At 59.8% G+C, this 20,824-nt stretch carries 24 protein-coding genes and 1 tRNA gene; 6 read left to right on the plus strand and 19 right to left on the minus strand.

Going from position 1 to position 20,824, the window contains the following annotated elements:
• Positions 1–73 precede the first annotated feature (73 nt).
• The 6 genes from pcaC to ACSQ8V_RS11725 all read right to left on the minus strand — a co-directional run bounded on the left by pcaC (position 74) and on the right by ACSQ8V_RS11725 (position 5,317).
• Positions 74–460 (minus strand): 4-carboxymuconolactone decarboxylase, encoded by a 387-nt coding sequence (pcaC, locus tag ACSQ8V_RS11700; RefSeq protein WP_165091834.1) that lies wholly within the window; start codon positions 458–460, stop codon positions 74–76.
• Position 461: 1 nt separating this feature from the next.
• Complete coding sequence (pcaD, locus tag ACSQ8V_RS11705) at positions 462–1,250, minus strand: 3-oxoadipate enol-lactonase (RefSeq protein WP_436205816.1); 789 nt, start codon at positions 1,248–1,250, stop codon at positions 462–464.
• Positions 1,250–2,635 (minus strand): 3-carboxy-cis,cis-muconate cycloisomerase, encoded by a 1,386-nt coding sequence (locus ACSQ8V_RS11710; protein WP_436205817.1) that lies wholly within the window; start codon positions 2,633–2,635, stop codon positions 1,250–1,252. Before ACSQ8V_RS11710 ends, pcaD begins: the two co-directional genes overlap by 1 nt.
• Positions 2,635–3,837: a 3-oxoadipyl-CoA thiolase gene (gene pcaF / locus ACSQ8V_RS11715; protein ID WP_436205818.1), complete on the minus strand. Its 1,203-nt coding sequence runs from the start codon at positions 3,835–3,837 to the stop codon at positions 2,635–2,637. Before pcaF ends, ACSQ8V_RS11710 begins: the two co-directional genes overlap by 1 nt.
• Before the next feature lie 24 nt (positions 3,838–3,861).
• Complete coding sequence (locus tag ACSQ8V_RS11720) at positions 3,862–4,530, minus strand: 3-oxoacid CoA-transferase subunit B (RefSeq protein ID WP_436205819.1); 669 nt, start codon at positions 4,528–4,530, stop codon at positions 3,862–3,864.
• A 70-nt stretch (positions 4,531–4,600) separates the two neighbouring features.
• Complete coding sequence (locus ACSQ8V_RS11725) at positions 4,601–5,317, minus strand: 3-oxoacid CoA-transferase subunit A (RefSeq protein WP_213761685.1); 717 nt, start codon at positions 5,315–5,317, stop codon at positions 4,601–4,603.
• Positions 5,318–5,552: 235 nt separating this feature from the next.
• Between ACSQ8V_RS11725 and ACSQ8V_RS11730 the strand changes: the two genes are divergently transcribed.
• From ACSQ8V_RS11730 to ACSQ8V_RS11745, 4 genes are all read left to right on the plus strand, one after another.
• Positions 5,553–6,353, plus strand: a complete 801-nt coding sequence (locus ACSQ8V_RS11730; RefSeq protein ID WP_436182033.1) for an IclR family transcriptional regulator — start codon at positions 5,553–5,555, stop codon at positions 6,351–6,353.
• An 88-nt stretch (positions 6,354–6,441) separates the two neighbouring features.
• Positions 6,442–7,410, plus strand: coding sequence for a LysR family transcriptional regulator (locus ACSQ8V_RS11735; RefSeq protein WP_436205820.1), 969 nt, complete (start codon positions 6,442–6,444; stop codon positions 7,408–7,410).
• Between the two features lie 118 nt (positions 7,411–7,528).
• Positions 7,529–7,903, plus strand: coding sequence for a hypothetical protein (locus ACSQ8V_RS11740; RefSeq protein WP_436182035.1), 375 nt, complete (start codon positions 7,529–7,531; stop codon positions 7,901–7,903).
• A 198-nt stretch (positions 7,904–8,101) separates the two neighbouring features.
• A tRNA-Pro gene (locus tag ACSQ8V_RS11745) sits at positions 8,102–8,178 on the plus strand.
• A gap of 159 nt (positions 8,179–8,337) precedes the next feature.
• Here ACSQ8V_RS11745 and ACSQ8V_RS11750 read toward each other — a convergent pair.
• On the minus strand, positions 8,338–8,577 hold the full coding sequence (locus ACSQ8V_RS11750) for a hypothetical protein (RefSeq protein WP_436182036.1): 240 nt from the start codon (positions 8,575–8,577) through the stop codon (positions 8,338–8,340).
• Positions 8,578–9,077: 500 nt separating this feature from the next.
• Here ACSQ8V_RS11750 and ACSQ8V_RS11755 point away from each other — a divergent pair, with 500 nt between their 5' ends.
• Entirely contained in the window at positions 9,078–9,419 is a 342-nt protein-coding gene (locus ACSQ8V_RS11755; protein ID WP_255631102.1) for a hypothetical protein, read from the plus strand.
• Positions 9,420–9,546: 127 nt separating this feature from the next.
• Here ACSQ8V_RS11755 and ACSQ8V_RS11760 read toward each other — a convergent pair whose 3' ends face one another.
• From ACSQ8V_RS11760 to ACSQ8V_RS11780, 5 genes are all read right to left on the minus strand, one after another.
• Positions 9,547–9,873, minus strand: coding sequence for an NIPSNAP family protein (locus ACSQ8V_RS11760; RefSeq protein WP_213761690.1), 327 nt, complete (start codon positions 9,871–9,873; stop codon positions 9,547–9,549).
• Positions 9,874–10,005: 132 nt separating this feature from the next.
• On the minus strand, positions 10,006–11,502 hold the full coding sequence (locus ACSQ8V_RS11765; protein WP_436205821.1) for an MFS transporter: 1,497 nt from the start codon (positions 11,500–11,502) through the stop codon (positions 10,006–10,008).
• 132 nt (positions 11,503–11,634) lie between these two features.
• On the minus strand, positions 11,635–12,108 hold the full coding sequence (locus ACSQ8V_RS11770; protein ID WP_213761692.1) for a VOC family protein: 474 nt from the start codon (positions 12,106–12,108) through the stop codon (positions 11,635–11,637).
• Between the two features lie 128 nt (positions 12,109–12,236).
• Entirely contained in the window at positions 12,237–12,704 is a 468-nt protein-coding gene (locus ACSQ8V_RS11775; protein ID WP_436205822.1) for a VOC family protein, read from the minus strand.
• Positions 12,705–13,067: 363 nt separating this feature from the next.
• Positions 13,068–14,192, minus strand: a complete 1,125-nt coding sequence (locus ACSQ8V_RS11780; protein ID WP_436205823.1) for a Gfo/Idh/MocA family protein — start codon at positions 14,190–14,192, stop codon at positions 13,068–13,070.
• A 133-nt stretch (positions 14,193–14,325) separates the two neighbouring features.
• On the opposite strand from ACSQ8V_RS11780, the gene ACSQ8V_RS11785 reads away from it, so the two are divergent.
• The gene (locus tag ACSQ8V_RS11785; protein WP_436182041.1) at positions 14,326–14,652 is read left to right on the plus strand and encodes a hypothetical protein; all 327 of its coding nucleotides are present in this window, start codon (positions 14,326–14,328) and stop codon (positions 14,650–14,652) included.
• A gap of 148 nt (positions 14,653–14,800) precedes the next feature.
• On the opposite strand, the gene ACSQ8V_RS11790 is transcribed toward ACSQ8V_RS11785, so the two are convergent.
• The 7 genes from ACSQ8V_RS11790 to infC form a co-directional block, all read right to left on the minus strand.
• Positions 14,801–15,190 (minus strand): MerR family transcriptional regulator, encoded by a 390-nt coding sequence (locus tag ACSQ8V_RS11790; RefSeq protein WP_213761696.1) that lies wholly within the window; start codon positions 15,188–15,190, stop codon positions 14,801–14,803.
• An 87-nt stretch (positions 15,191–15,277) separates the two neighbouring features.
• Positions 15,278–15,688 (minus strand): integration host factor subunit alpha, encoded by a 411-nt coding sequence (locus ACSQ8V_RS11795; RefSeq protein ID WP_031359001.1) that lies wholly within the window; start codon positions 15,686–15,688, stop codon positions 15,278–15,280.
• Between the two features lie 46 nt (positions 15,689–15,734).
• On the minus strand, positions 15,735–18,170 hold the full coding sequence (gene pheT, locus ACSQ8V_RS11800; RefSeq protein WP_436205824.1) for a phenylalanine--tRNA ligase subunit beta: 2,436 nt from the start codon (positions 18,168–18,170) through the stop codon (positions 15,735–15,737).
• Positions 18,171–18,258: 88 nt separating this feature from the next.
• On the minus strand, positions 18,259–19,272 hold the full coding sequence (gene pheS / locus ACSQ8V_RS11805) for a phenylalanine--tRNA ligase subunit alpha (RefSeq protein WP_179258303.1): 1,014 nt from the start codon (positions 19,270–19,272) through the stop codon (positions 18,259–18,261).
• Positions 19,273–19,482: 210 nt separating this feature from the next.
• Positions 19,483–19,842: a 50S ribosomal protein L20 gene (gene rplT / locus ACSQ8V_RS11810; protein WP_007585475.1), complete on the minus strand. Its 360-nt coding sequence runs from the start codon at positions 19,840–19,842 to the stop codon at positions 19,483–19,485.
• A 29-nt stretch (positions 19,843–19,871) separates the two neighbouring features.
• Positions 19,872–20,069, minus strand: a complete 198-nt coding sequence (gene rpmI, locus ACSQ8V_RS11815) for a 50S ribosomal protein L35 (protein ID WP_089160899.1) — start codon at positions 20,067–20,069, stop codon at positions 19,872–19,874.
• Between the two features lie 227 nt (positions 20,070–20,296).
• A complete protein-coding gene (infC, locus tag ACSQ8V_RS11820; protein ID WP_075583340.1) occupies positions 20,297–20,821 on the minus strand; it encodes a translation initiation factor IF-3 in 525 nt (174 codons plus the stop codon).
• Between the last annotated feature and the right edge of the window lie 3 nt (positions 20,822–20,824).

Raw genomic sequence — 20,824 nt, forward strand, 5'->3', positions numbered from 1 at the left:
CAGCACGGCACCTTGTCAGGCCATGCTCATCTCCACCCTGCTTCTGAATCTCGTTTGACTGCCAGGACGACTGCTACGCCGCGCGATCGTCCTCATCGAAGATCTTTTGTGCCAGATGAAACGCCGAGTTTGCTGCCGGTACCCCACAGTAAATGGCGGTCTGCAGCAGCACTTCCTTGATTTCCTCACGCGTGACGCCGTTGTTTTTCGCTGCCCGCAAATGCAGCGCCAGTTCTTCGCTGCGGTTGAGCGCGACCATCATCGAAATGGTCAGGAGGCTGCGGGTATGGCGCGGCAAGCCGGGCCGCGTCCAGATGTCGCCCCATGCGTAGCGCGTTATCAGGTTCTGGAATTCGGTCGTGAGATCCGTGCGGTTCTCAAGCGAGCGCGTGACGTGCGCATCGCCAAGCACCGCGCGGCGCACGCTCAATCCCGCTTCGTAACGTTCGTCTTCGGTCATGTCAGGCTCCCAGGAAATCCAGCAACGTTTTAGTGTAGACGTCCGCCTGCTCGATATTCGACAAGTGCGCGGCATCGAGTTCGACATAACGCGCGCCCGCAATGTACCCGGCCAGTTCGCGCCCTTGCGCAGCGGTCGTGGACTGGTCATGCGTGCCCGAAATAACCAGCACCGGCACCTTGATGGTCTTCGCTTCTTCACGTGCATCGGCGTCGCGGATCGCCTCGCAATTCGACGCGTAACCTTCGCCGGAAGTGTGGCGGAACACGTCGCGAATACCTGACAGCAAAAGCGGGTGCGCCGCCATGAAGCCAGCCGTGAACCAGCGCGGCAGGACGGCATCGGCCAATGCAGGCATGCCGCCCTCCTCGCGGGCCTTCGCCGCCCGGGGCGTCCATACCGCGTCCGAGCCAATCAGCGCCGCCGTATTCGACAGCACCACGCGCGCGAAGCGCTCCGGGTGGCGTGCGGCGAGCGCGATGCCGGTCAGCCCGCCCATCGAAAGGCCGCAATAGTGCGCGCGCTCGATGCCGAGCGTGTCGAGCAAACCGATCACATCCCCCACGAGTTGGGCGAGTGTGTACGGACCCTTGGGCGCGTCCGAACGGCCGTGACCGCGCGTGTCGTAACGCAACACGCGATATTTCGCGGCGAGCGTTTCGACTTGCGGTGCCCACATCGAGACGTCGGCGCCGAGCGAATTCGACAACACGAGCCAGGGTGCATCGCTCCCGGCGGTGGCGTCGATGCGATAGAAGAGTTGAATACCGTTGACGGCGGCAAAAGGCATTACGGAAGACTCCTGGATGAAGGGAGCCGATGCACGCGCAGCGCGGCATCGACAAAAGCATGCGCCTGACCCACGTAGTTCGCCGGATCGAGCAGGGCTTGCAGTTGGACAAGAGAGAGATGTTGCGCGACACGCGCGTCGTTCGCGAGCACGTCGTAAAGGGTCGCGCCCGTTGCCACGGCTTGCTTCGACGCCCGTTCCACGAGCGTGTGCGCGTCGAGTCGGCCAATTCGGTCGCCGAGCGCGAGCATCACCGCTTCGCCGAGAATCAGTCCATGCGTGAGATCCAGATTGGCTGCGAGCCGCTCGCTGTTCACTTCGATATCCAGGACAATCGCCGTGATCTGCGCGAGTGCGCCGCCCGTGAGGCGGGCAAGATCGGGCAGCGCTTCCCATTCGGCCTGCCAGCCGCCGAGCGCCCGTTCATGCTCCTGAACCATGCCGCTGAACACGGTCGCAACCAGATTCGGCGCGCGCATGGCAGCCGTTAAAACAGCAGCGCAGCCCACGGGGTTGCGCTTGTGCGGCATCGTCGATGAACCGCCCTTGCCCGCTGCGGCCGGCTCGGCCAGTTCGCCGACTTCCGTCTGCATTTGCAGCGAGATATCGCGGGCGATTTTCCCGAGCGTACCGGTCAGCATGCCGAAACAGGCCGCCGCTTCCGCTATGCGATCGCGTTGGGTATGCCATGGCAACGAAGGACGTTGCAGGCCGAGGTCATCGGCGAGTGATTGGGCGACCAACGGCGCCTTGTCCCGCAGGCTCGCCAACGTGCCCGCCGCGCCGCCGAATTGCAGCGCGAGCACGCGCAAACGGCACTGCGCAAGACGCTCGCGATGCCGCGTCAACGCATCGAGCCATTGAGCGAATTTAAGACCGAGCGTGATCGGTAACGCCTGCTGAAGCCAGGTCCTGCCGATTGCCGGCGTCGTCCGATATGTCTGCGCCTGACTGGCGAGCGCGTCGCAAGCCTCGTTCAAACCCGCGTCCAATAAGTCGAACGTGGAACGCAGTTGCAAGACAGTACCGGTATCGATAATGTCCTGGCTCGTCGCGCCCCAATGCACGTACTTGGCGGCGTCGGCATCTTTAAGCTTGACCGCCGCGGTCAGCAACTTCACCAGCGGAATCGCGAGATTGCCGCCGGATGCGGCGCCGGCCATCAACGCGTCAGGATCAATCAGATCAGCGTTGCAAGCGGCCACGATCGCCACCACTGCACTAGAAGGAATCACGCCATGCTCAGCCGATGCCCGCGCGAGCGCCGCCTCCACATCCAGCATCGACTGGACGGTCTGGCGCGCGGACCACACGGCGTTCATCTCGCGCGTGCCGCAGATCAGGTCCGTCAGCCGTCCCGCCGCCGAAAATGTCGGCTCAGACATCACACGCGCTCGATGGCGATCGCAATGCCTTGACCCACGCCGATACACATCGTGCACAGCGCAAAGCGTCCGCCGGTCCGATGCAACTGATACGTCGCGGTCGTCACCAGGCGCGCGCCGCTCATGCCGAGCGGATGGCCGAGGGCGATTGCGCCGCCGTTCGGATTGACGCGGGGATCGTCGTCGGCAATGCCGAGCAGGCGCAGCACAGCCAGACCTTGCGATGCAAACGCCTCGTTCAGCTCGATCACATCGAATTGATCGATGGTCATGCCCAGGCGCTTCATCAGCTTTTGCGACGCCGGCGCCGGACCAATGCCCATCACGCGCGGCGGCACGCCGGCGGTTGCAATGCCCAACACGCGCGCACGCGGCACGAGGCCGAAACGCTTGGCGCTGTCTTCATCGGCGATAAGCAAAGCCGCCGCGCCATCGTTCACGCCCGACGCATTGCCCGCCGTCACCGTGCCATCCGGACGCACGACGCCCTTCAATCTCGCGAGCGCTTCCATGCTCGTTTCACGCGGATGTTCGTCCTGCGAGACCAGCACCGGATCGCCCTTTTTTTGCGCGATGGAAACCGGCACGATCTCTTGCGCGAGCGAGCCATCCTTCTGAGCGCGCGACGCTTTCTGCTGGCTGCGCACAGCAAACGCGTCCTGATCTTCGCGGCTCACCTTATAGTCGGTCGCGACGTTTTCGGCCGTTTCCGGCATCGAATCCACGCCGTACATCTTCTTCATCAGCGGATTGATGAAACGCCAGCCGATGGTCGTATCGAAGATCTCTGCCTGACGCGAAAATGCCGTGGTCGCCTTGCCCTGCACGAACGGCGCACGGCTCATGCTTTCCACGCCGCCCGCAATCATCAGCGCCGCTTCGCCCGACTTGATCGCGCGCGCGGCCACGCCGATTGCGTCCATGCCCGATCCGCACAAGCGGTTGATCGTCGAGCCGGACACGCCGTCGGGCAAACCGGCCAACAGCGCAGACATGCGCGCGACGTTGCGGTTATCCTCGCCCGCCTGGTTCGCGCAACCGAAGATCAGATCGTCGACGGCGTTCCAGTCCACGTCCTTATTGCGTTCCATCAACGCGCGCAACGGCACGGCGCCGAGGTCGTCGGCACGAACTGAGGACAACGCGCCGCCGTAACGGCCGACCGGCGTGCGAATCGCGTCGCAAATAAAAGCTTCTTTCATGCTATCTCCCTGATTAAGCGTTGATTACGCTTCGAGCGTGGTAGCCGCTTCGAGCGGTTCAAACGTCAGCGGCACCTGCGCCAGTTTCTTCAATTCGTCGAACGACAGCCCTTCGATAATTTCCCGCACCACGAAGCCATTCGGCGTCACGTCGAATACACCGTGATCCGTATACACGCGGTTCACACAATTCACGCCCGTCACCGGATAGGAACATTCGGGCACCAGCTTGCTTTCGCCCTGCTTGGTGAGCAGTTCCATCATCACGTAGACCTTCTTCGCGCCGATCGCCAGATCCATCGCGCCGCCGACAGCCGGAATGGCGTCGGGCGCGCCGGTATGCCAGTTCGCGAGATCGCCTTTGGCCGACACCTGGAACGCGCCGAGCACGCAGATATCGAGGTGGCCGCCGCGCATCATCGCGAACGAATCGGCGTGGTGGAAATACGCGCCGCCGGTGAGCAGCGTCACGTGCTGTTTGCCGGCGTTGATCAGTTCGTCATCTTCCGCGCCCTTCTCCGGCGCCGGGCCCATGCCGAGCAGACCGTTTTCGCTATGCAGGAAGATTTCGCGATCCGCCGCGAGATGGTTGGCGACGAGCGTCGGCACGCCAATGCCGAGATTCACATACGCGCCTTCCTGAATGTCACGGGCGACGCGTTGCGCCATTTCGTCACGAGTCAGTTTTTTCATGTCGATGTCCTTGCTTGATGCATTCGTTGTTGCGGCTGGGCTAAAAGGCTTGCAGCTAAGCGGCACTCGCTCAAGCCGCTTTCGCCGCTGCCGTCTCTGCCGCCAGCTCTGCCGCGTGCACCGCTTGCGGCACTTCAATCACGCGCTGCACGAAGATGCCTGGCGTCACGATATCTTCCGGGTCCAACCCGCCGAGCGGCACGACTTGCGATACCTGCACGACGGCCGTTTTCGCTGCCATCGCCATGATTGGGCCGAAGTTTCGTGCCGTTTTCCGATACACCAGGTTGCCCCACCGATCGCCCTTGAACGCCTTGATCAGCGCGAAATCGGCGTGCAGCGGCGCTTCGAGCACGTAATGCCGGCCATCGATAAAACGCGTCTCCTTGCCTTCCGCCAGCTTCGTGCCGTAGGCCGTCGGCGTAAAAAATCCACCAATGCCCGCGCCCGCCGCGCGAATGCGCTCAGCGAGATTGCCTTGCGGCACGAGTTCAAGTTCGAGTTCGCCCGCGCGATACAAGCCGTCGAACACTTGCGAATCGCTCTGACGCGGAAACGAGCAGATGATCTTGCGCACGCGTTTCGCTTTTAATAGCGCCGCGAGGCCCGTCTCGCCATTGCCTGCATTGTTGTTCACGATGGTCAGTTCGCGTGCGCCCTGTTCAATCAGCGCATCGATCAGTTCCGACGGCATGCCCGCCGTGCCGAACCCGCCGATCATCACGGTCGCGCCGTCCTGAACGTCCTTCACCGCTGAACTCAGCGAGTCGAAAATCTTGTTGATCATGCCGTCTCTTCCTTTGACGAATGCCGAATGCATCGAAGCCGCATTGCAACTGAAACAAAGCGCGCCGGGTGACTTGATCTTGCCCGGCGTCGCTTGCATTTTTAAGTTCGCTGTGCGAACATCGATTCGTTTAGCGAACAAACGTCATGGTATTCCCGCATTCGTTGCGCTGTCAATGATCCTCGGGTTTGTACCGATGCACTCGCAATGTGCTCGATTCATAGGACCAATAGCGATGACCACGTCCCCTGCCGAAGCCGATTCTCCCTCGCGGCCCGGCGATGCTTACGTGCAGTCGTTTGCGCGCGGTTTGTCGGTAATCCGCTCCTTCGATGCCACGCGTCCGGCGCAGACCTTGTCGGAGGTCGCCGCCGCGTCGGGGCTGACCCGCGCGGGCGCGCGCCGCATTCTGCTTACCCTTCAGGCGCTCGGTTACGTCGACGCCGACGGGCGTTATTTCACGCTGACCGCGAAAATCCTCGACCTTGGTTTTGCCTACCTGACATCGATGCCGTTCTGGAACCTGGCCGAACCGGTGATGGAAGAGCTGGTCGGCCAGGTGCACGAGAGTTGTTCGGCCGCCGTGTTGAACGGCACGGAGATCGTGTACGTGCTACGCGTGCCCACGCATAAGATCATTACGATCAACCTGTCTATCGGCAGCCGTTTGCCCGCGTTCTGCACATCGCTTGGACGCGTCCTGCTGGCCTCGCTCGACGAAAACCAACTCGACGCCGTGCTCGATGCCAGTCCGCTGGAAGCCCGCACGCCCCGCACGCTGACCGATAAAACCGCGCTGAAAGCCGCGCTGACCGTGGTGCGCAAGCAAGGCTGGGCGATCGTCGACCAGGAACTGGAAGAAGGCCTGATTTCGATGTCCGCGCCCATCCGCGACCGCCAGGGACGCGTGATCGCGGCGTTGAATATCAGCGGCAATGCGCAGCGCAAAAACGCGAAGCAGATGGTGAAGGCATTTCTCGACCCGCTGCTGGACGCGGCACAACGCGTTTCCGAGATGGTGGCGAGACGAGGCTAGGCGGAGGCCGATGAACGCGGCATGAAGACAAACGCCGCTAAACTGAGCACTTTGTTTCCTGCCAGGAAAGTGTCATGGATGCCGAGTCATGGATGCATTAACCAGCCTGCGAGTATTCCGCGATGTTGTCGAAGCCGGCAGCTTTGTCAAAGCCGCCGAGCGGCTGGATATTTCCACCGCGATGACCAGCAAGCACGTCGCCAATCTCGAACGGCAACTGGGTGTTCGCTTGCTGAACAGGACCACGCGTCATCTGAGCCTGACGGAAGCCGGCAGTGTTTATTACGAGCAGTGCCGGGAAGCGCTGGATATTTTGCAGGCCGCCGAAGCCGCGGTCGGGTCGCAAACCGATCAACCGCGAGGCGTGCTGAAGATCACGGCGCCGGGCTGGTTCGCGACCGCGAAGTTCGCCGATATCCTGGTCGCCTATCGGGCGCGTTATCCGGACGTACTGATCGATCTGCGGCTGGAAAACCGCTTCGTCGATCTGGTGGAAGAAGGTTATGACATGGCATTGCGGGCAACGTCAGAACCTTCTCCCACGATGATCGTGCGACCGCTTTGCAAAGTGCCGTTCGTGCTCGTGGGCTCGCCGGACTATCTGAAGCGGCGGGGCTATCCGCGGCATCCCAGCGAACTCAGCGAACGTTATGAAATCGTTCTGCCGACGTACACCAGCGTGGACACCGTTGAGTTCTCCGGTCCCGACGGCGTTTTCACGGTGAAAAACAGCGCCGTACTCAAGACCAACGACAGCTCCATGATGCTGCAACTCGTGCGCGCTGGAATTGGCCTCGCCTACTTTCCCGAATGGATCGTGGCGCAGGAACTGGCGTCAGGCGTTCTGACGCGCCTTTTCCCCGACTACACCACGTTCGCACCGCGCGTATACGCCGTCTACACGAGCCGCAAATACATGACGACCAAGGTGCGTACTTTCATCGATTTCATCTCGGCAGCACTCGCCGCCGATGATTCCGTCGACCGTTCCATGCCGCATCAGGTTGCCCCCGCCCGCTCGCGTGGATCTTCGCCGACGCCTCGAAAACTAGGATAAATCGTATTCAAATCACGCTACCGCTCATGTGAAGATCGCGCCACTTCGCTCGTTGGGCTCTCCGGAGCCGGCGATCGATGGCTCTTTCCTTCTAACAAGACCACCGAGCGGGCGTGTGATGAATTTCCCCTGGTTTCCGTTGATCCTCAATTTCGCGTTGTTGGGGGCGTTTGTGTTTGTCTGCAACACGTTGAACGCCGGCCGCCGCGCGCCGGTGTTCAACGGCGCGCTCATTTTCATTGGCTTCTGCGGTCTGGCAATGCTGCTGGATTTCACGCTGACTTTCGTTTTTGCTTCAGCTACCACGACCGATCGTGAGCGATACATCGATCTATCGTCGTTGTCCGCTTGTGGCGAACGCGCAGTGGCTTACGCAATTCCTTGCGTCGTTGCCGCTGTGATGGCTTTGAGGTTTCGCGCGAGGAGAAGCCCCGTCGAGCCATCAGTGACCATCCATACGTCCGAGTACACACAGTCCGAGTTGCGGTATTGAGTTTGCTTGAGTTTGCAAGCCATAAGGCTATAGGCCCTGGCGCCGCCGCCCCGAACCGCGGAGTCGAGTTCCGGCATCCGGCGCGGTGGCGGAATGAACGCCATTTGCTCGCTGGAAGAGTGAAACTGACGGGCTTTGCTTCGAAGATGAGTCTGCAGGTTCTAAAATCCAAGAGTCTCTGATATACTTTTGATCTTTCGGGGCGTAGCGCAGCCTGGTAGCGTACCTGCATGGGGTGCAGGGGGTCGCAAGTTCAAATCTTGTCGCCCCGACCAAGATAGTGGTAGGGAAATCAAGGACTTAGCCTTAACGGGCTAAGTCCTTTTTTCTTTGCTCACGCACTCCTCCACTCCGAGTGCATTCGCGTGAACCGTTTGAGTCAGAGCCGAAGTCAGAGCCGATCAGGTCAGTTCGTAGACAGCAGCGGTCCCGGCTCAGGTCGCAATCAAAGCATCAACTCGTAAATCCTGGGAGAGCTCAACGGTTGGCGCTACGCTGCTGATCAAGTTGAGCAGAGCGGCTAGCCGTACTTTGTCTTGAGCCCGGAGTCCCGGGCGCGCCAGAAGGCACTCTATGTGCGTAGACCAGTAGATGCCACGAATCAAACGTGGCCGCCGAACGAGTTCATGCAGCGTCTTTTCCACCATGTCGATTTCTGCGCTTACCGACTTCATTGCGGTCTCCGGTGTAATAGGTAGCGCTCTGTATGACGACAAGAATTGGGAAAACTTTAGCCACAGTGCGGCGAAGCTGGCGCCAGTTCCGCCCCGCGTGTAACAAAGGCGCTTTGCCCCGCGATCTGCGGTGCCCCCTTCCCCCGACGATCGCGGCAGCCCCCTCTGGGACACAATAGCCGTGCTGCCGGGGACGCACCGCATCGACCGGCACCAGATTGCAGAGCAGACGTTTTAAAGGTGTAAGAACCACCACGCGGGCTGACAGTCAGATCAGGCTCGCACCCGGACGTGATTGACGACGCCCTCGCTGCCTGTTCCGCCAGCGGTCTCATCGGTCAGAGCATACGTGCTTAAAAGCGACCGCATCGCGCTCACCGACCCGGCCCGGGACCTGGCGCCGGACAGCCGGGGCCGCGCCGCGTATCCTGACGGGAGCGCCGCGGCTATAGAGTGATCCATGAACGGGTCGGAAGTCCACGACTCAAGGAGGACGAGCCATGGGAAACAGATATGAACGCTCGCGCATGTCGCGTTCGTTCACATACAAAGGTATCCAATACCATCCAGGAGTACTGGTGGTTCTTGCCGTGCAGTTGCTCTGTCTGAGCGTGTTCGCGTTTTCACCGGACAGTTTTAATCACAACAAGTGGTTGTCCGCGGCAATCGCATTCAGCCTGCTCTTCGGGCTGATTCTGTCGCTCGGTTTTATCGGAACGTGGAATCAGTTCAGAGACGATATCGGCCCGTGGACGTTCTTCAACACGAACCCGGTCGAATCTGCCGTTGCGATAGCCACGGCCGGTGAGGCCCTTGCGATTTTGTTGAAACCGCTAGGCTAAGAGATGGAAACCGGGGTTTGAGCCGCACCAGGCGCGCCCTGCGTTCACGAAGCGCACGTTCGCGAGCCAGTTACAAAAAAGCCCGGTTATCGAATCCGATAACCGGGCTGATCGCTACATCATGGCATCAACGCAAAGCGGAATAAGCCGTCGGCGACAGAAAGTGATTTTCAATCCGCTCGACGATAGGCGCCTTCGCCTCGGTCTCGGCACGCTTGGCGATCCACTCGGCGTCGGCCTGGAACGCGTTCCACTTGATTTCGCGCTCGGCCAGGCTTTCCCATTTCAGCAAGTACGTCAGCGCGTGGTTGCTTGGACCGGCCAGCGTGGTCCAGAACCCGATCGGTTCGATTCCGTATTTCTTGAAAAAGCCGAGCGTAATGTTCGCGAACCGGTCGTTCAATGCGGGCAGACGACCCGGCGCGCAGTGATAAATACGCATTTCAACGATCATTTTGTTCCTCATGGACATGGAGTAATGCAGCGATCAAACCCGCTGCGGTTGGAATTCGCCATGAGGGATCGTACCGGCGTTTGGCGCAGTCCGCACGCGACGAAGCAAACATTCGCCTGCCCCGCGCCGCCATCAAGCGTGTTTGACGGTGACGGAAGCCGTATCGAAATCCTCGGCATCGACGTCATAGCCCGACGGTTCCCACCGAATTGCCAGCAGCGCGATCAAACCGGCAAGCGGCGCGATCGCGATAATCCAGAAGACCTTGGTGCCGAGCGCCGCCGAGAGCACGGGGAACAAGAACAGCGAAACGGTTGAGCTCGCGCGCATCAGCGTCTGATTGAAACCCACGCCCACACCACGCAACGACGTCGGATAACTGAGCGATGCAAACGTCATGCTGTGCGAACCGGGACCGAAGCCTTGCCCAAGCAGGAAAACCGCGAGAAACCCGATTGCAAGCGCGACCTGCGCGACGCCCGCAGGACGGCCGACCACCGCCAGCCCGATCAACGCCGCCAGTTGGAACGCGTAACCCAGCACGGTCAGCTTCCACGCGCCGACCTTCGGCACCGTCCGCACGGCAATCAATCCCCCCACGAAAGCAAAACACAGATTCAACGCGAGCGCGGCGAGAATGGTAGTGAGCATCGACTGCGCGAGGAAGCTGGAAATGATGACCGGCAATCCGAACGCGACCGCGTTGTACGCAAACGACGAAGCCACCGCGATGACAGTTGCAAGCACCGTACGCCGCAGGTACACGCCGCGCAGCAACGCGCCGTAATTGCTCCATGTCGCTTTATGCACGGGCTTTTTGGCGCTTTGCAGCGCGGCCGGATCGACCTCGACATCAAGGCCGTACGAGCGCTTCAAGATCTGCGCCGCGCCACGCAAGTCGCCCTGATTCGCGGCCCAGACCGGTGACTCGCTGATATATCGGCTACGAATCGCAATGATCACGAGCGCCGGCAGCGCGCCGAAACCCAGCGTCAGCCGCCACAACCAGCCGGAATGGCTGGCAGGCAATACGGCGTATAACGCGAGCACGAGCAAATAGGACACGCTGATCGCGGCGTACCAGGTCGGGCACCACATCGCGATGCGCGCCGCCTTGTTGCCGCGCCCGTTCAGCCGCGAAAACTCCGCGAGGAAAGCCATCGCGACCGGTAAATCGATGCCCACGCCCAATCCCATGACAAAACGCGCCCCGCCGAGCACCCAGGCATTGGGCGCGAGTCCACACGCAATCGCGGCGACCACGAAGAAGAACATGTCGGCCATGAAAACGCGATACCGGCCGATCTTGTCGGTCAGATACCCGCCCAGGAACGCGCCGATGATCGCGCCGAACGTAATCGCTGAAGCGACAAAACCGGTCGCGGCCGGCGTGAGCGAAAACTCGCGGGCAATGTCCTTCACCCCGAACGCGAGCGCGCCGAGATCATAGGCGTCGAGGAACACGCCACCGAGCGCAATGGCAATAACGATGCGCGCGTCGCTGCCGACCGCGGCGCCACGATTGACGAGCTGCGAGACATCGGCTGCGCTGCGGATAACGGGGCGCGCGGCGGCGGCTGACGCGGATGCGGACGCGACGGCGGGCTCGGGCGCAAAGGAAATCGACATGGGACGGGGGGCAATTGCAGAGGCTGCGGAACGCGCGATCGTACCGGCGTACGCGCATCATCCCAAATTCATTTTTGTTATTTGTCGAATGACGGCCGACAGAACGCTCATGACGCCCCGCTTGGTCCCGGGTCACTCGCCCCGATAAACCCGCTCGAGCCCCGCGATATCAAGCTTGACCATGCCCATCATTGCGCGCATGACGCGCGACGATTTCTCCGCGTCCGGGTCCTGAAGCATTTTTCCGAGCGCCACAGGCACGATCTGCCACGACACACCGAACTTGTCTTTAATCCAGCCGCACTGCTGCGGTTCGCCGCCATCGCCGAGCCGGGCCCACAAATTATCGACTTCCTCCTGAGTCTCGCAGTCGACGAAAAGCGAGATAGCAGGCGTAAAGGTGAACACCGGGCCGCCGTTCAGCGCTTTGAACTCCCGGCCTTCCAGTTCGAATGCAATGCCCATGACCGCGCCCTTCGGCCCCGGGCCCGCGTCGCCGAAGCGCATCACCGACAGGATTCGCGAGTGATTGAAGATGCTCGTGTAGAACTGAGCGGCTTCCTCCGCGTTGTTGTTGAACCATAGAAAAGGAGAGATTTTCTGCACGGAAACTCCTGAGGTTTGTGGGTTAAGCGAACACGCTTAACCCACAAAAGTGCTGGCCGGTATGACGCCGCGGACTGACGCTTCAGACGCGGCGTCATGCTGCCTATTGCAGTTGAACTCGCCCGAAATTACGTCGGCATGCCCTTAGGCATGCCTTCGCGGATCTCATCGGCGGAGAGATCGCGGGTATGAGTTGCGAGCGACCAGTGATGACCGAACGGATCTTCGATCTGGCCATAGCGGTCTCCCCAGAACATATCGGCGACGGGCATGGTGACTTTTGCACCGGCGGCGACGGCTTGCGCGAAGGCGGCATCGACGTCTTTCACATACAAATGCAGCGTGACCGGCGAGCCTTTCAGCGTCAGCGGTCCGCTACGACAATTCGGGAATTCCTCGGCCAGCATCAGTGTTGAATCGCCGATGCTCAGCATGGCGTGCATCACCGTGCCGTCGGGAGTCGGCAGACGCATTTGCTCGACCGCGTTGAATGCTTTCTTGTAGAACTCGATGGCGTCCGATGCGCCCTTGCAAACCAGGTGAGGCGTGATCGTATGCATCCCTTCCGGGATCGGTTTGACAGCTGAAGTCGACATTGCTTTGCTCCTGGATGTAACGGGTTGACCAACTAACTGGAGAGACGGCGCCGAACAGCGCCCTCTTTCGATACGACGTGCGATCAGCCCGCAAATCGACACGTCGGGCAGACTTTTTTGTTTAAACCGATGTTGGGTTGCCAAGGCAGGCGGGATTGTTGGCGCGCGACGTCGTGACGCCGATGCAAGGGGCCAGCGAGTGTCTCTAACGAACCGGTTCGTGCGCCCATTGTCGTACAACGAACCGGTCGTTTCTTTGATATCGCGGTGTGAGCAAGCCGCTTAAAACAACTTCGTCAGCAGGTTCATTCGAGCTTCCCTGCCATGCCGATAAACCTGCGCGTATTTCCTGCAAACACGCCGTTACTCAATCCGCACCCAGCCATTCGCCTTCGACGACGCCAGCACAGCATCCACAATGCACGCCGAGCGCCAGCCGTCCTCGAATGTCGGCAAACCTTCGCGCGTTTCGCCGCGAATCACCGCGTAGGTGTCCGCCACGAACGCCTCGAAACATTGCGCATAACCCTGCGCATGACCTGCCGGCAAGGTGGCGAGGCGGCGCTGTTCAGCGCTTCCCCGCGACGGATCGCGCACCAGCAGTCGCGTGGAATCGCGCTCGCCGACCCACAGCCGCTCCGGATTTTCCTGATCGAACACCAGGCTCGTCTTTGCGCCATCGATCTCGAACCACAGCCGGTTCTTGCGCCCCGCCGACACTTGGCTCACCGTCAGCGTCGTGAGCACGCCGTTCCTGGTGCGCAGCAAAACGCCGGCGACATCTTCCGTCCCCACCGTCTGGGTCGGACCGCCTTTCGCTGCCGCGGTAAACGATTGCACCGAGCCGGCCGGACGTTCGGCGATCGTTGTCTGCAAGCTCGCCACGACAGCATCGAAGCGCTCGCCGCTGATCCATTCCACCAGATCGCACCAGTGCGAGCCGATGTCCGCGAACGCCCGCGACGGACCGCCCAACGCCGCATCCACGCGCCAGTTGGTGTCGTCGACGCCCAGCAGCCAGTCCTGGAGATAACTGCCATGGATCAGTTGCAGCGCCCCCACGCTGCCGTCCTGCACGAGCGCACGCGCTTCCCGAACCATAGGGTGATATCGATAAACAAACGGAACCGTCGCAATACGACCCGACTTGCGCGCAGCGAGCGCCAGCGCTTCGGCATCGCTCGCGCGGGTTGCCAGCGGCTTCTCGCAAATGACGTGCTTGCCGGCGCCGAGCGCGGCCATCGCGAGGGAAAAATGGCTGGCGTTCGGTGTGCACACGTGAATGACCGATACCGACGGATCCGCAATTGCCTCTTCCGCCGAGGCGTAACCCCGTTCGATCCCCAACCGGGTAGCCGCCTGAGTCGCGCGGCTTGCACTCGATGACGCAATGCCGCGCACCGTTGCGCCGGCGAGCCGTGCCGCTCGCGTGTGAACCTCGCCCATCATGCCCGCGCCGATAATTGCAACGCCCAATGTCTCCGCCATGCTGCGCTCCCTACTCGTTTTCTTGAAGCACGATACCTGCCGATCGCGGATTGGAGCAATCAGGGGATTCGTGCTGTTACGGGTTATGTCCCTGTTTTGTGCTCTTCCGCCCCTGTTTTGCTTGTGTACACTCATGTTCCGGCGACTTCCGGCGCGCAAATATTTTCGCCAGATTCACCCTAAAGTTTTTCCACCCGTTGCCGAAAGCCCATCTATGGACCACGAAATCAACCCACCTGCCGACTCGAACGATCCCACCTTCCAGAGGGCGCGGGCGTTGAGTCTGAGCGTCGGCGCAATCCGGAAGGCGCAGGGGAAAAAATGCCCCGGCGATTTTCCGGTTGGCACGATCGAATGGCACGCGGTGGTTGAGGAATTTGCGAATGACGTACTGAAGGCGATGCTGTCAGAACCGGATTTGCCGATCCTGGAATTCAAACGCGACAACGCGCGAAAATAACGGCTTTGGACGAAGCTTAAAGCCCGTAAAACCGAGCGTATGCTCTCGCTCCGATCAAAATCAAAAAAGGCGTCGCTGATTAATCACGACGCCTTTTTGCTTGAGTTTCTGTTTCTGCTTGATGCCAGCGGGTGATTCCCGCAAGTCGTCATCCGCCCAGTAAATCGATCACTTGCAGAATGTCCTTGCGCAATTGATCGACATCGACCCCGGCATTCACTTGGGGAATCGCACCGCTTTCCTGCGTGTCCTCGATATCGCCAGCCGAACCGTTCGGACGACCATGTGAATCGAGCCGATTACGCGCGCCATTGATCGTGAAACCCTGCTCATAAAGCAATTCACGAATGCGGCGGATCAGCAGTACTTCGTGATGCTGATAATAGCGGCGATTGCCACGCCGCTTTACCGGCCGCAGCTGCGTGAATTCCTGTTCCCAGTAGCGCAGCACGTGCGGCTTGACGCCGCATAGCTCGCTGACCTCACCGATGGTGAAGTAGCGCTTGGCCGGGATTGGAGGCAGGACGACTTTTTCCATCGTCAATCAACCATCGTGGTGAATGTCGCGAATGGGGCGAATGCCGCTAATAAGCGCTCGGGCAGCAAATGGCAAATGCCCGTCACTTCAGCGGCCGAAACTGTTTTCAGCACCGGCTTCGACCAGCGCTTTCAACTTCTGACTCGCATGAAACGTGACAACACGACGCGCCGCGATGGGAATGGCTTCCCCCGTTTTTGGATTACGTCCGGGACGCTGCGGTTTGTCGCGTAGCTGAAAGTTGCCAAAGCCGGATAGCTTGACACTGTCGCCGCTTTCAAGCGCGTCGCGAATGACCTCGAAAAATGCTTCCACCATGTCTTTGGCTTCGCGCTTATTCAACCCGACATGGTCAAATAGCATTTCGGCCAATTCGGCTTTTGTCAGCGTAGGCGTTTCTGCCGTTGCCGCACCGTTCGAAGTGGGAACATCTCGGATCATGGCGCTGCGTTGCGCCGAAAGAAGGGCTTCGAAATCACTCGAGTTCATTTGGTTCATATCGAAAAAATGGCGTGCCGATGAAGACGGAGGGGCCAACTGCAGGCTATCCGCGCAATCGCGCGCCATGTACTCGAGCCAAGCGTTCCACCAATGTTTTGATGGCCGTTTCGACCGTTTCGTCCTGAAGCGTCCCGCCAGTATCTTGCAACGTTACACGGAAGGCAAGGCTTTTCTCATGTGCGTCCAACCCACCGGAAGTGCTTGATTTTGGACGAAATTCGTCAAATAAAGCAACCCTGGTGACATGCTTGCAGGCGGGCTCGGAACGGGCACTTTCCAGCTCGTCGATGAGCGCCTGCACTTCGACCTTCTGGTCCACGACAATCGCAATATCGCGGCGAACCGGCGGGAATTTCGACACGTCGGACGGTACGGGCAATGCGCGTTGAATCAAAGCGTCAGCTTCGATTTCGAACAAAACCGGCGCGTGCGGCAAATCGTATTTCTGCATCCAGCGCGGGTGCAGGTCACCGATCCAGCCCACGGCCCGGCCGTCGATTTCAATCCGTGCGCTGCGCCCCGGATGCAGCGCCGGGTGTTCCGCTTTCACGAAACGCGGCACGACCGGCGCGAACAGCGCTTCCACGTCGCCTTTTACGTCGAAGAAATCGACGCTGCGGGACGGTTTCGCGCCCCACTGCTCTTCGAACGCCGGACCATAAGCCAAACCGCCGATCATTTTCGGCTGGTCAAAACCTTCAATAGCCAGTTCGCCAGCCTTGATTGCCGGATCGTGCAGGAACACGCGGCCCGCCTCGAACACGCGAATCCGGTCCGCGCGCCGGTTCAGATTGTGACGCAGCACGCTGATCAGGCTGCCAAACAACGTGGTACGCATGACCGAAAGCTGGCTCGCGATCGGATTCAGCAGCTTCACAGGATTCGTGTTGCCGGCAAAATCCGCTTCCCATTCGGCATCGACGAAACTGAAGTTCACCGTCTCCGCGTAATCCCGTGCGGCCACGGCATGGCGCAGCACGTGAATCGAACGCTTCGTTTCGTTGGTCGGACGCATTTCACTGGTCGCAACCGGCGGACGCGCCGGAATCTTCTCGAAGCCATAAATGCGCGCAACTTCCTCGATCAGATCTTCTTCAATCTCGATATCGAAGCGATACGGCGGCGGCGTGACCGCGAACGTGTCGCCATCGTGCGTGAACGTCAGGCCAAGTCGCGTGAAAATCTGCGCAATTTCCTCGGCGCCAATAGCCACGCCGATAATCCGGTTCGCCCGCGATACGCGCATGCTCACCGGCTCGCGCGTCGGCACGTTGAGCATCTGGTCGTCTACAGGACCAGCGTTACCGCCGCAAATATCGAGAATTAGTTTCGAAATGCGCTCGATATGTTCGACGGTCGTCGAATAATCCACGCCGCGCTCGAAGCGATGGGCGGCATCGGTGGAAAAATTGTACTTGCGCGCGCGGCCACGGATACTGTCCGGCCACCAGAACGCGGCTTCCAGGTAAATGTTGGTCGTGTCGAGCGACACGGCGGTGCTGTCGCCGCCCATGATCCCGGCAAGGCTTTCGACATGGCGGTCGTCGGCGATCACACCAACGGTTTCATCCAGTTCCACCGTGTTGCCGTTCAGCAGCTTGAGCGTTTCGCCCTTTTTTCCCCAGCGCACTTCAATACCGCCGTGGATCTTGTCGAGATCAAACACGTGCGTCGGCCGGCCGAGTTCAAGCATCACGTAATTCGAGATATCGACGAGCGCGGAGATGCTGCGCTGTCCCGAACGCTCGAGACGCTCGACCATCCAGTGCGGCGTCTTCGCGTGCGCGTTCACGCCGCGGATCACTCGACCCGAAAAACGTCCGCACAAATCCGGCGCCAATACTTTGACCGGCAATATTTCATCGATAGTGACAGCAACCGGCGGCATCTCGAGCGCATGCAACGCCGCGCCCGTGATAGCGGCGGTTTCCCGCGCCACGCCGAATACCGACAAACAATCGGCTTTGTTCGGCGTGAGCTTGATCTCGAAAACGGTGTCGTCGAGGTTGAGCGTCTGGCGAATGTCCTGGCCAATCGGGGTATCGGCGGGCAGGATCAGCAAGCCGCTGTGATCTTCCGACAGCTTCAGTTCGCGTGCCGAGCACAACATGCCCTGGCTTTCAACGCCGCGCAGCTTGGACAATTTGATCGCGAACGGCGCACCACCGGCTTCGGCCGGCGGCAATTCAGCGCCGACCAGTGCAACCGGCACCTTGATTCCCGGCGACACGTTCGGCGCACCGCACACAATGTTCAGCGTCTCGCCGGTGCCGGCGTCGACCTGACAAACGTTCAGCTTGTCGGCGTTCGGATGCTTCGCCACTTCAAGCACCTGCCCGACGACGATCTTCGTGGTCGGCGGCGCGACGGGCGCGAGGCTTTCCACTTCGAGACCCGCCATGGTCAGCGCGTGCGAGAGTTCATCGGTCGAGAGCTTGGGATCGACGAAAGTTCTAAGCCAGGATTCCGGGAATTGCATGTGTGTCTAGGTTCGAAATGAGGTTCGACATAAGTCGTGTCTGCGTCTGGACGTAACCGTCCAGACAACGGCTCGCAGCAACGTGCATTCAGGCAAATTGCTCGAGGAAACGCAGATCGTTTTCGAAGAACAGGCGCAGGTCCTGCACGCCATAGCGCAGCATCGTCAGGCGTTCGAGGCCGCTGCCGAATGCAAAGCCGATATACCGTTCCGGGTCGAGTCCCATGTTGCGGATTACGTTCGGATGAACTTGCCCTGAACCCGAGATTTCGAGCCATTTACCGGCGTTCTTGCCGTGCTCAAACATCATGTCGATTTCGGCCGACGGTTCGGTGAACGGAAAATACGACGGCCGGAAGCGCACGAGAATGTCGTCGCGCTCGAAAAATTTCTTCAGGAAATCAGAGTACACGCCCTTCAGGTCGGCAAAGCTGATGTTCTCGTCGATCCACAAACCTTCGACTTGATTGAACATTGGCGAATGCGTGGCGTCGCTATCCACCCGATACGTCCGGCCCGGCACGATCACCTTGATCGGCGGCTTGTTCATGCGCGCGTAACGCACCTGCATCGGACTGGTATGCGTGCGCAGCAGCAGTTGCCGCCCGTCCGCATCTTTCCCGTCGATATAAAACGTGTCCTGCATCGAACGCGCCGGATGATTTTCCGGACTGTTCAGCGCAGTGAAGTTGTACCAGTCGGTTTCGATTTCGGGGCCGTCGGCCACATCGAAACCAATCGTGCTGAAAATCTGTTCCACGCGTTCCCACGTACGCATCACCGGATGCAGGCTGCCGGCGCCAAGACCGCGGCCAGGCAACGTGACATCGATCGATTCCGACGCAAGCCGCTGATTCAGCAACACGTCCGCCAGCGCCTGACGGCGCGCGTTCAGTGCCGCTTCCACCTGCTGCTTGACCGCATTGATGCGTGCGCCTTCGGTCTTGCGGGCCTCAGGATCGAGTTTGCCCAAGCCTTTCAGCAGATCCGTGAGCACCCCGGACTTACCAAGAAAGCGGGCTTTTTCATTTTCGAGCGTAGCCGCATCGGCGGCGTTTTCGAAGGCATTTCGCGCGTCGGCGACAATCTGGTCCAGATCCATTGATCCCATCATTTCAGCGTCAAAGTTCTTCTGATCGTTCCCGGGCCGATGTGTGCGCGACCTAGGTATCTTCGCGCTCCAACCCATCTTCACCGGCTTCACCAACAAAAACGGGGCTCGACAAGAGCCCCGTTTTTTAGTTGTTGCGCTGTCCGTTTAGAGACAGCACTACAACGAACTACGCAGTACCAATCTTGCTAACAAGCTCGATCAGGCTGCAACGGCGGCTTTTACCTGCTTGACGATCGCAGCAAAAGCAGCCTTGTCGAACACAGCCATGTCGGCCAGCACCTTGCGGTCGAGTTCGATCGAAGCCTTCTTCAGGCCGTTGATGAACACGCTGTACGTCATGTCGTGCTGACGCACCGCCGCGTTGATACGCGTGATCCACAAAGCACGGAACACACGCTTCTTGTTGCGGCGATCGCGATAGGCATATTGCCCGGCGCGCATGACCGCTTGCTTGGCGATGCGATAGACGTTATTGCGACGGCCGCGGTAACCCTTGGCCAGCTTGATGATCTTCTTGTGACGGGCCCGTGCGGTAACCCCACGTTTGACTCTAGGCATAGTGCGCTCCTGTGAGTGTCAGTTAAGGGTTAAGCGAACGGCAACATTGCGCGCACGGAGTTCATATCTGCATGATGAACTTCCGTGGAACCGCGCAGATGGCGTTTTACCTTGGTGGTCTTCTTGGTAAGAATGTGACGCTTGAAGGCTTGACCACGCTTGATGGTACCGCCCGGACGCACCACGAAGCGCTTTGCAGCACTCTTCTTGGTCTTCATCTTCGGCATGAAACTACTCCAGTTTATTAGATGGATATGGGTGTGCGGTCGATCCATTCGATCCTGACCCGCCCTTCGAAACCCACATGCCACTTATGAGCGGCAGATTTTTGACAGCCACCGCTTTTTCATGAACGCCGCCTATTATCCGGCAGCGCCCCGAAACCTGCACAAACGATGCCGCGCAGACCTTCGAATATTTCCCGGCCGCGCGATCCATCGATCGATTCTTTCAACTACTTCTTTTTCTTCGGGGCCATGACCATGATCATCTGGCGCCCTTCCATCTTCGGCATTTGCTCGACCTGACCGTGCTCTTCGAGATCGGTCTTCAACCGCTCGAGCACGCGCATGCCGATTTCCTGGTGAGCCATTTCCCGACCGCGAAAACGCAACGTGATTTTCGTCTTGTCGCCATCTTCGAGGAAGCGCGTGAGGTTGCGCAGTTTCACGTTGTAATCACCGTCATCGGTGCCAGGCCGGAATTTGACTTCCTTGACCTGAACGATCTTCTGCTTGAGTTTCGCCTCGTGCTGCTTCTTGGCTTCCGAGTACTTGAACTTGCCGTAATCCATCAACCGGGCGACGGGCGGAACAGCCTGAGGCGCGATTTCGACGAGATCCACGTCTTGCTGTTCCGACATGCGGAAAGCATCGGCAAGCTTCACGATTCCTAGCGGCTCGTTGTCCACTCCGACCAGGCGCAATTCAGGTGCCGTGATTTCCCCGTTGATGCGATGTGCAGACTTATCAGTAGCGATGTT

The sequence above is a fragment of the Caballeronia sp. LjRoot31 genome, from assembly GCF_964253885.1.
In the GTDB taxonomy this organism is placed as follows: Bacteria; Pseudomonadota; Gammaproteobacteria; order Burkholderiales; family Burkholderiaceae; genus Caballeronia.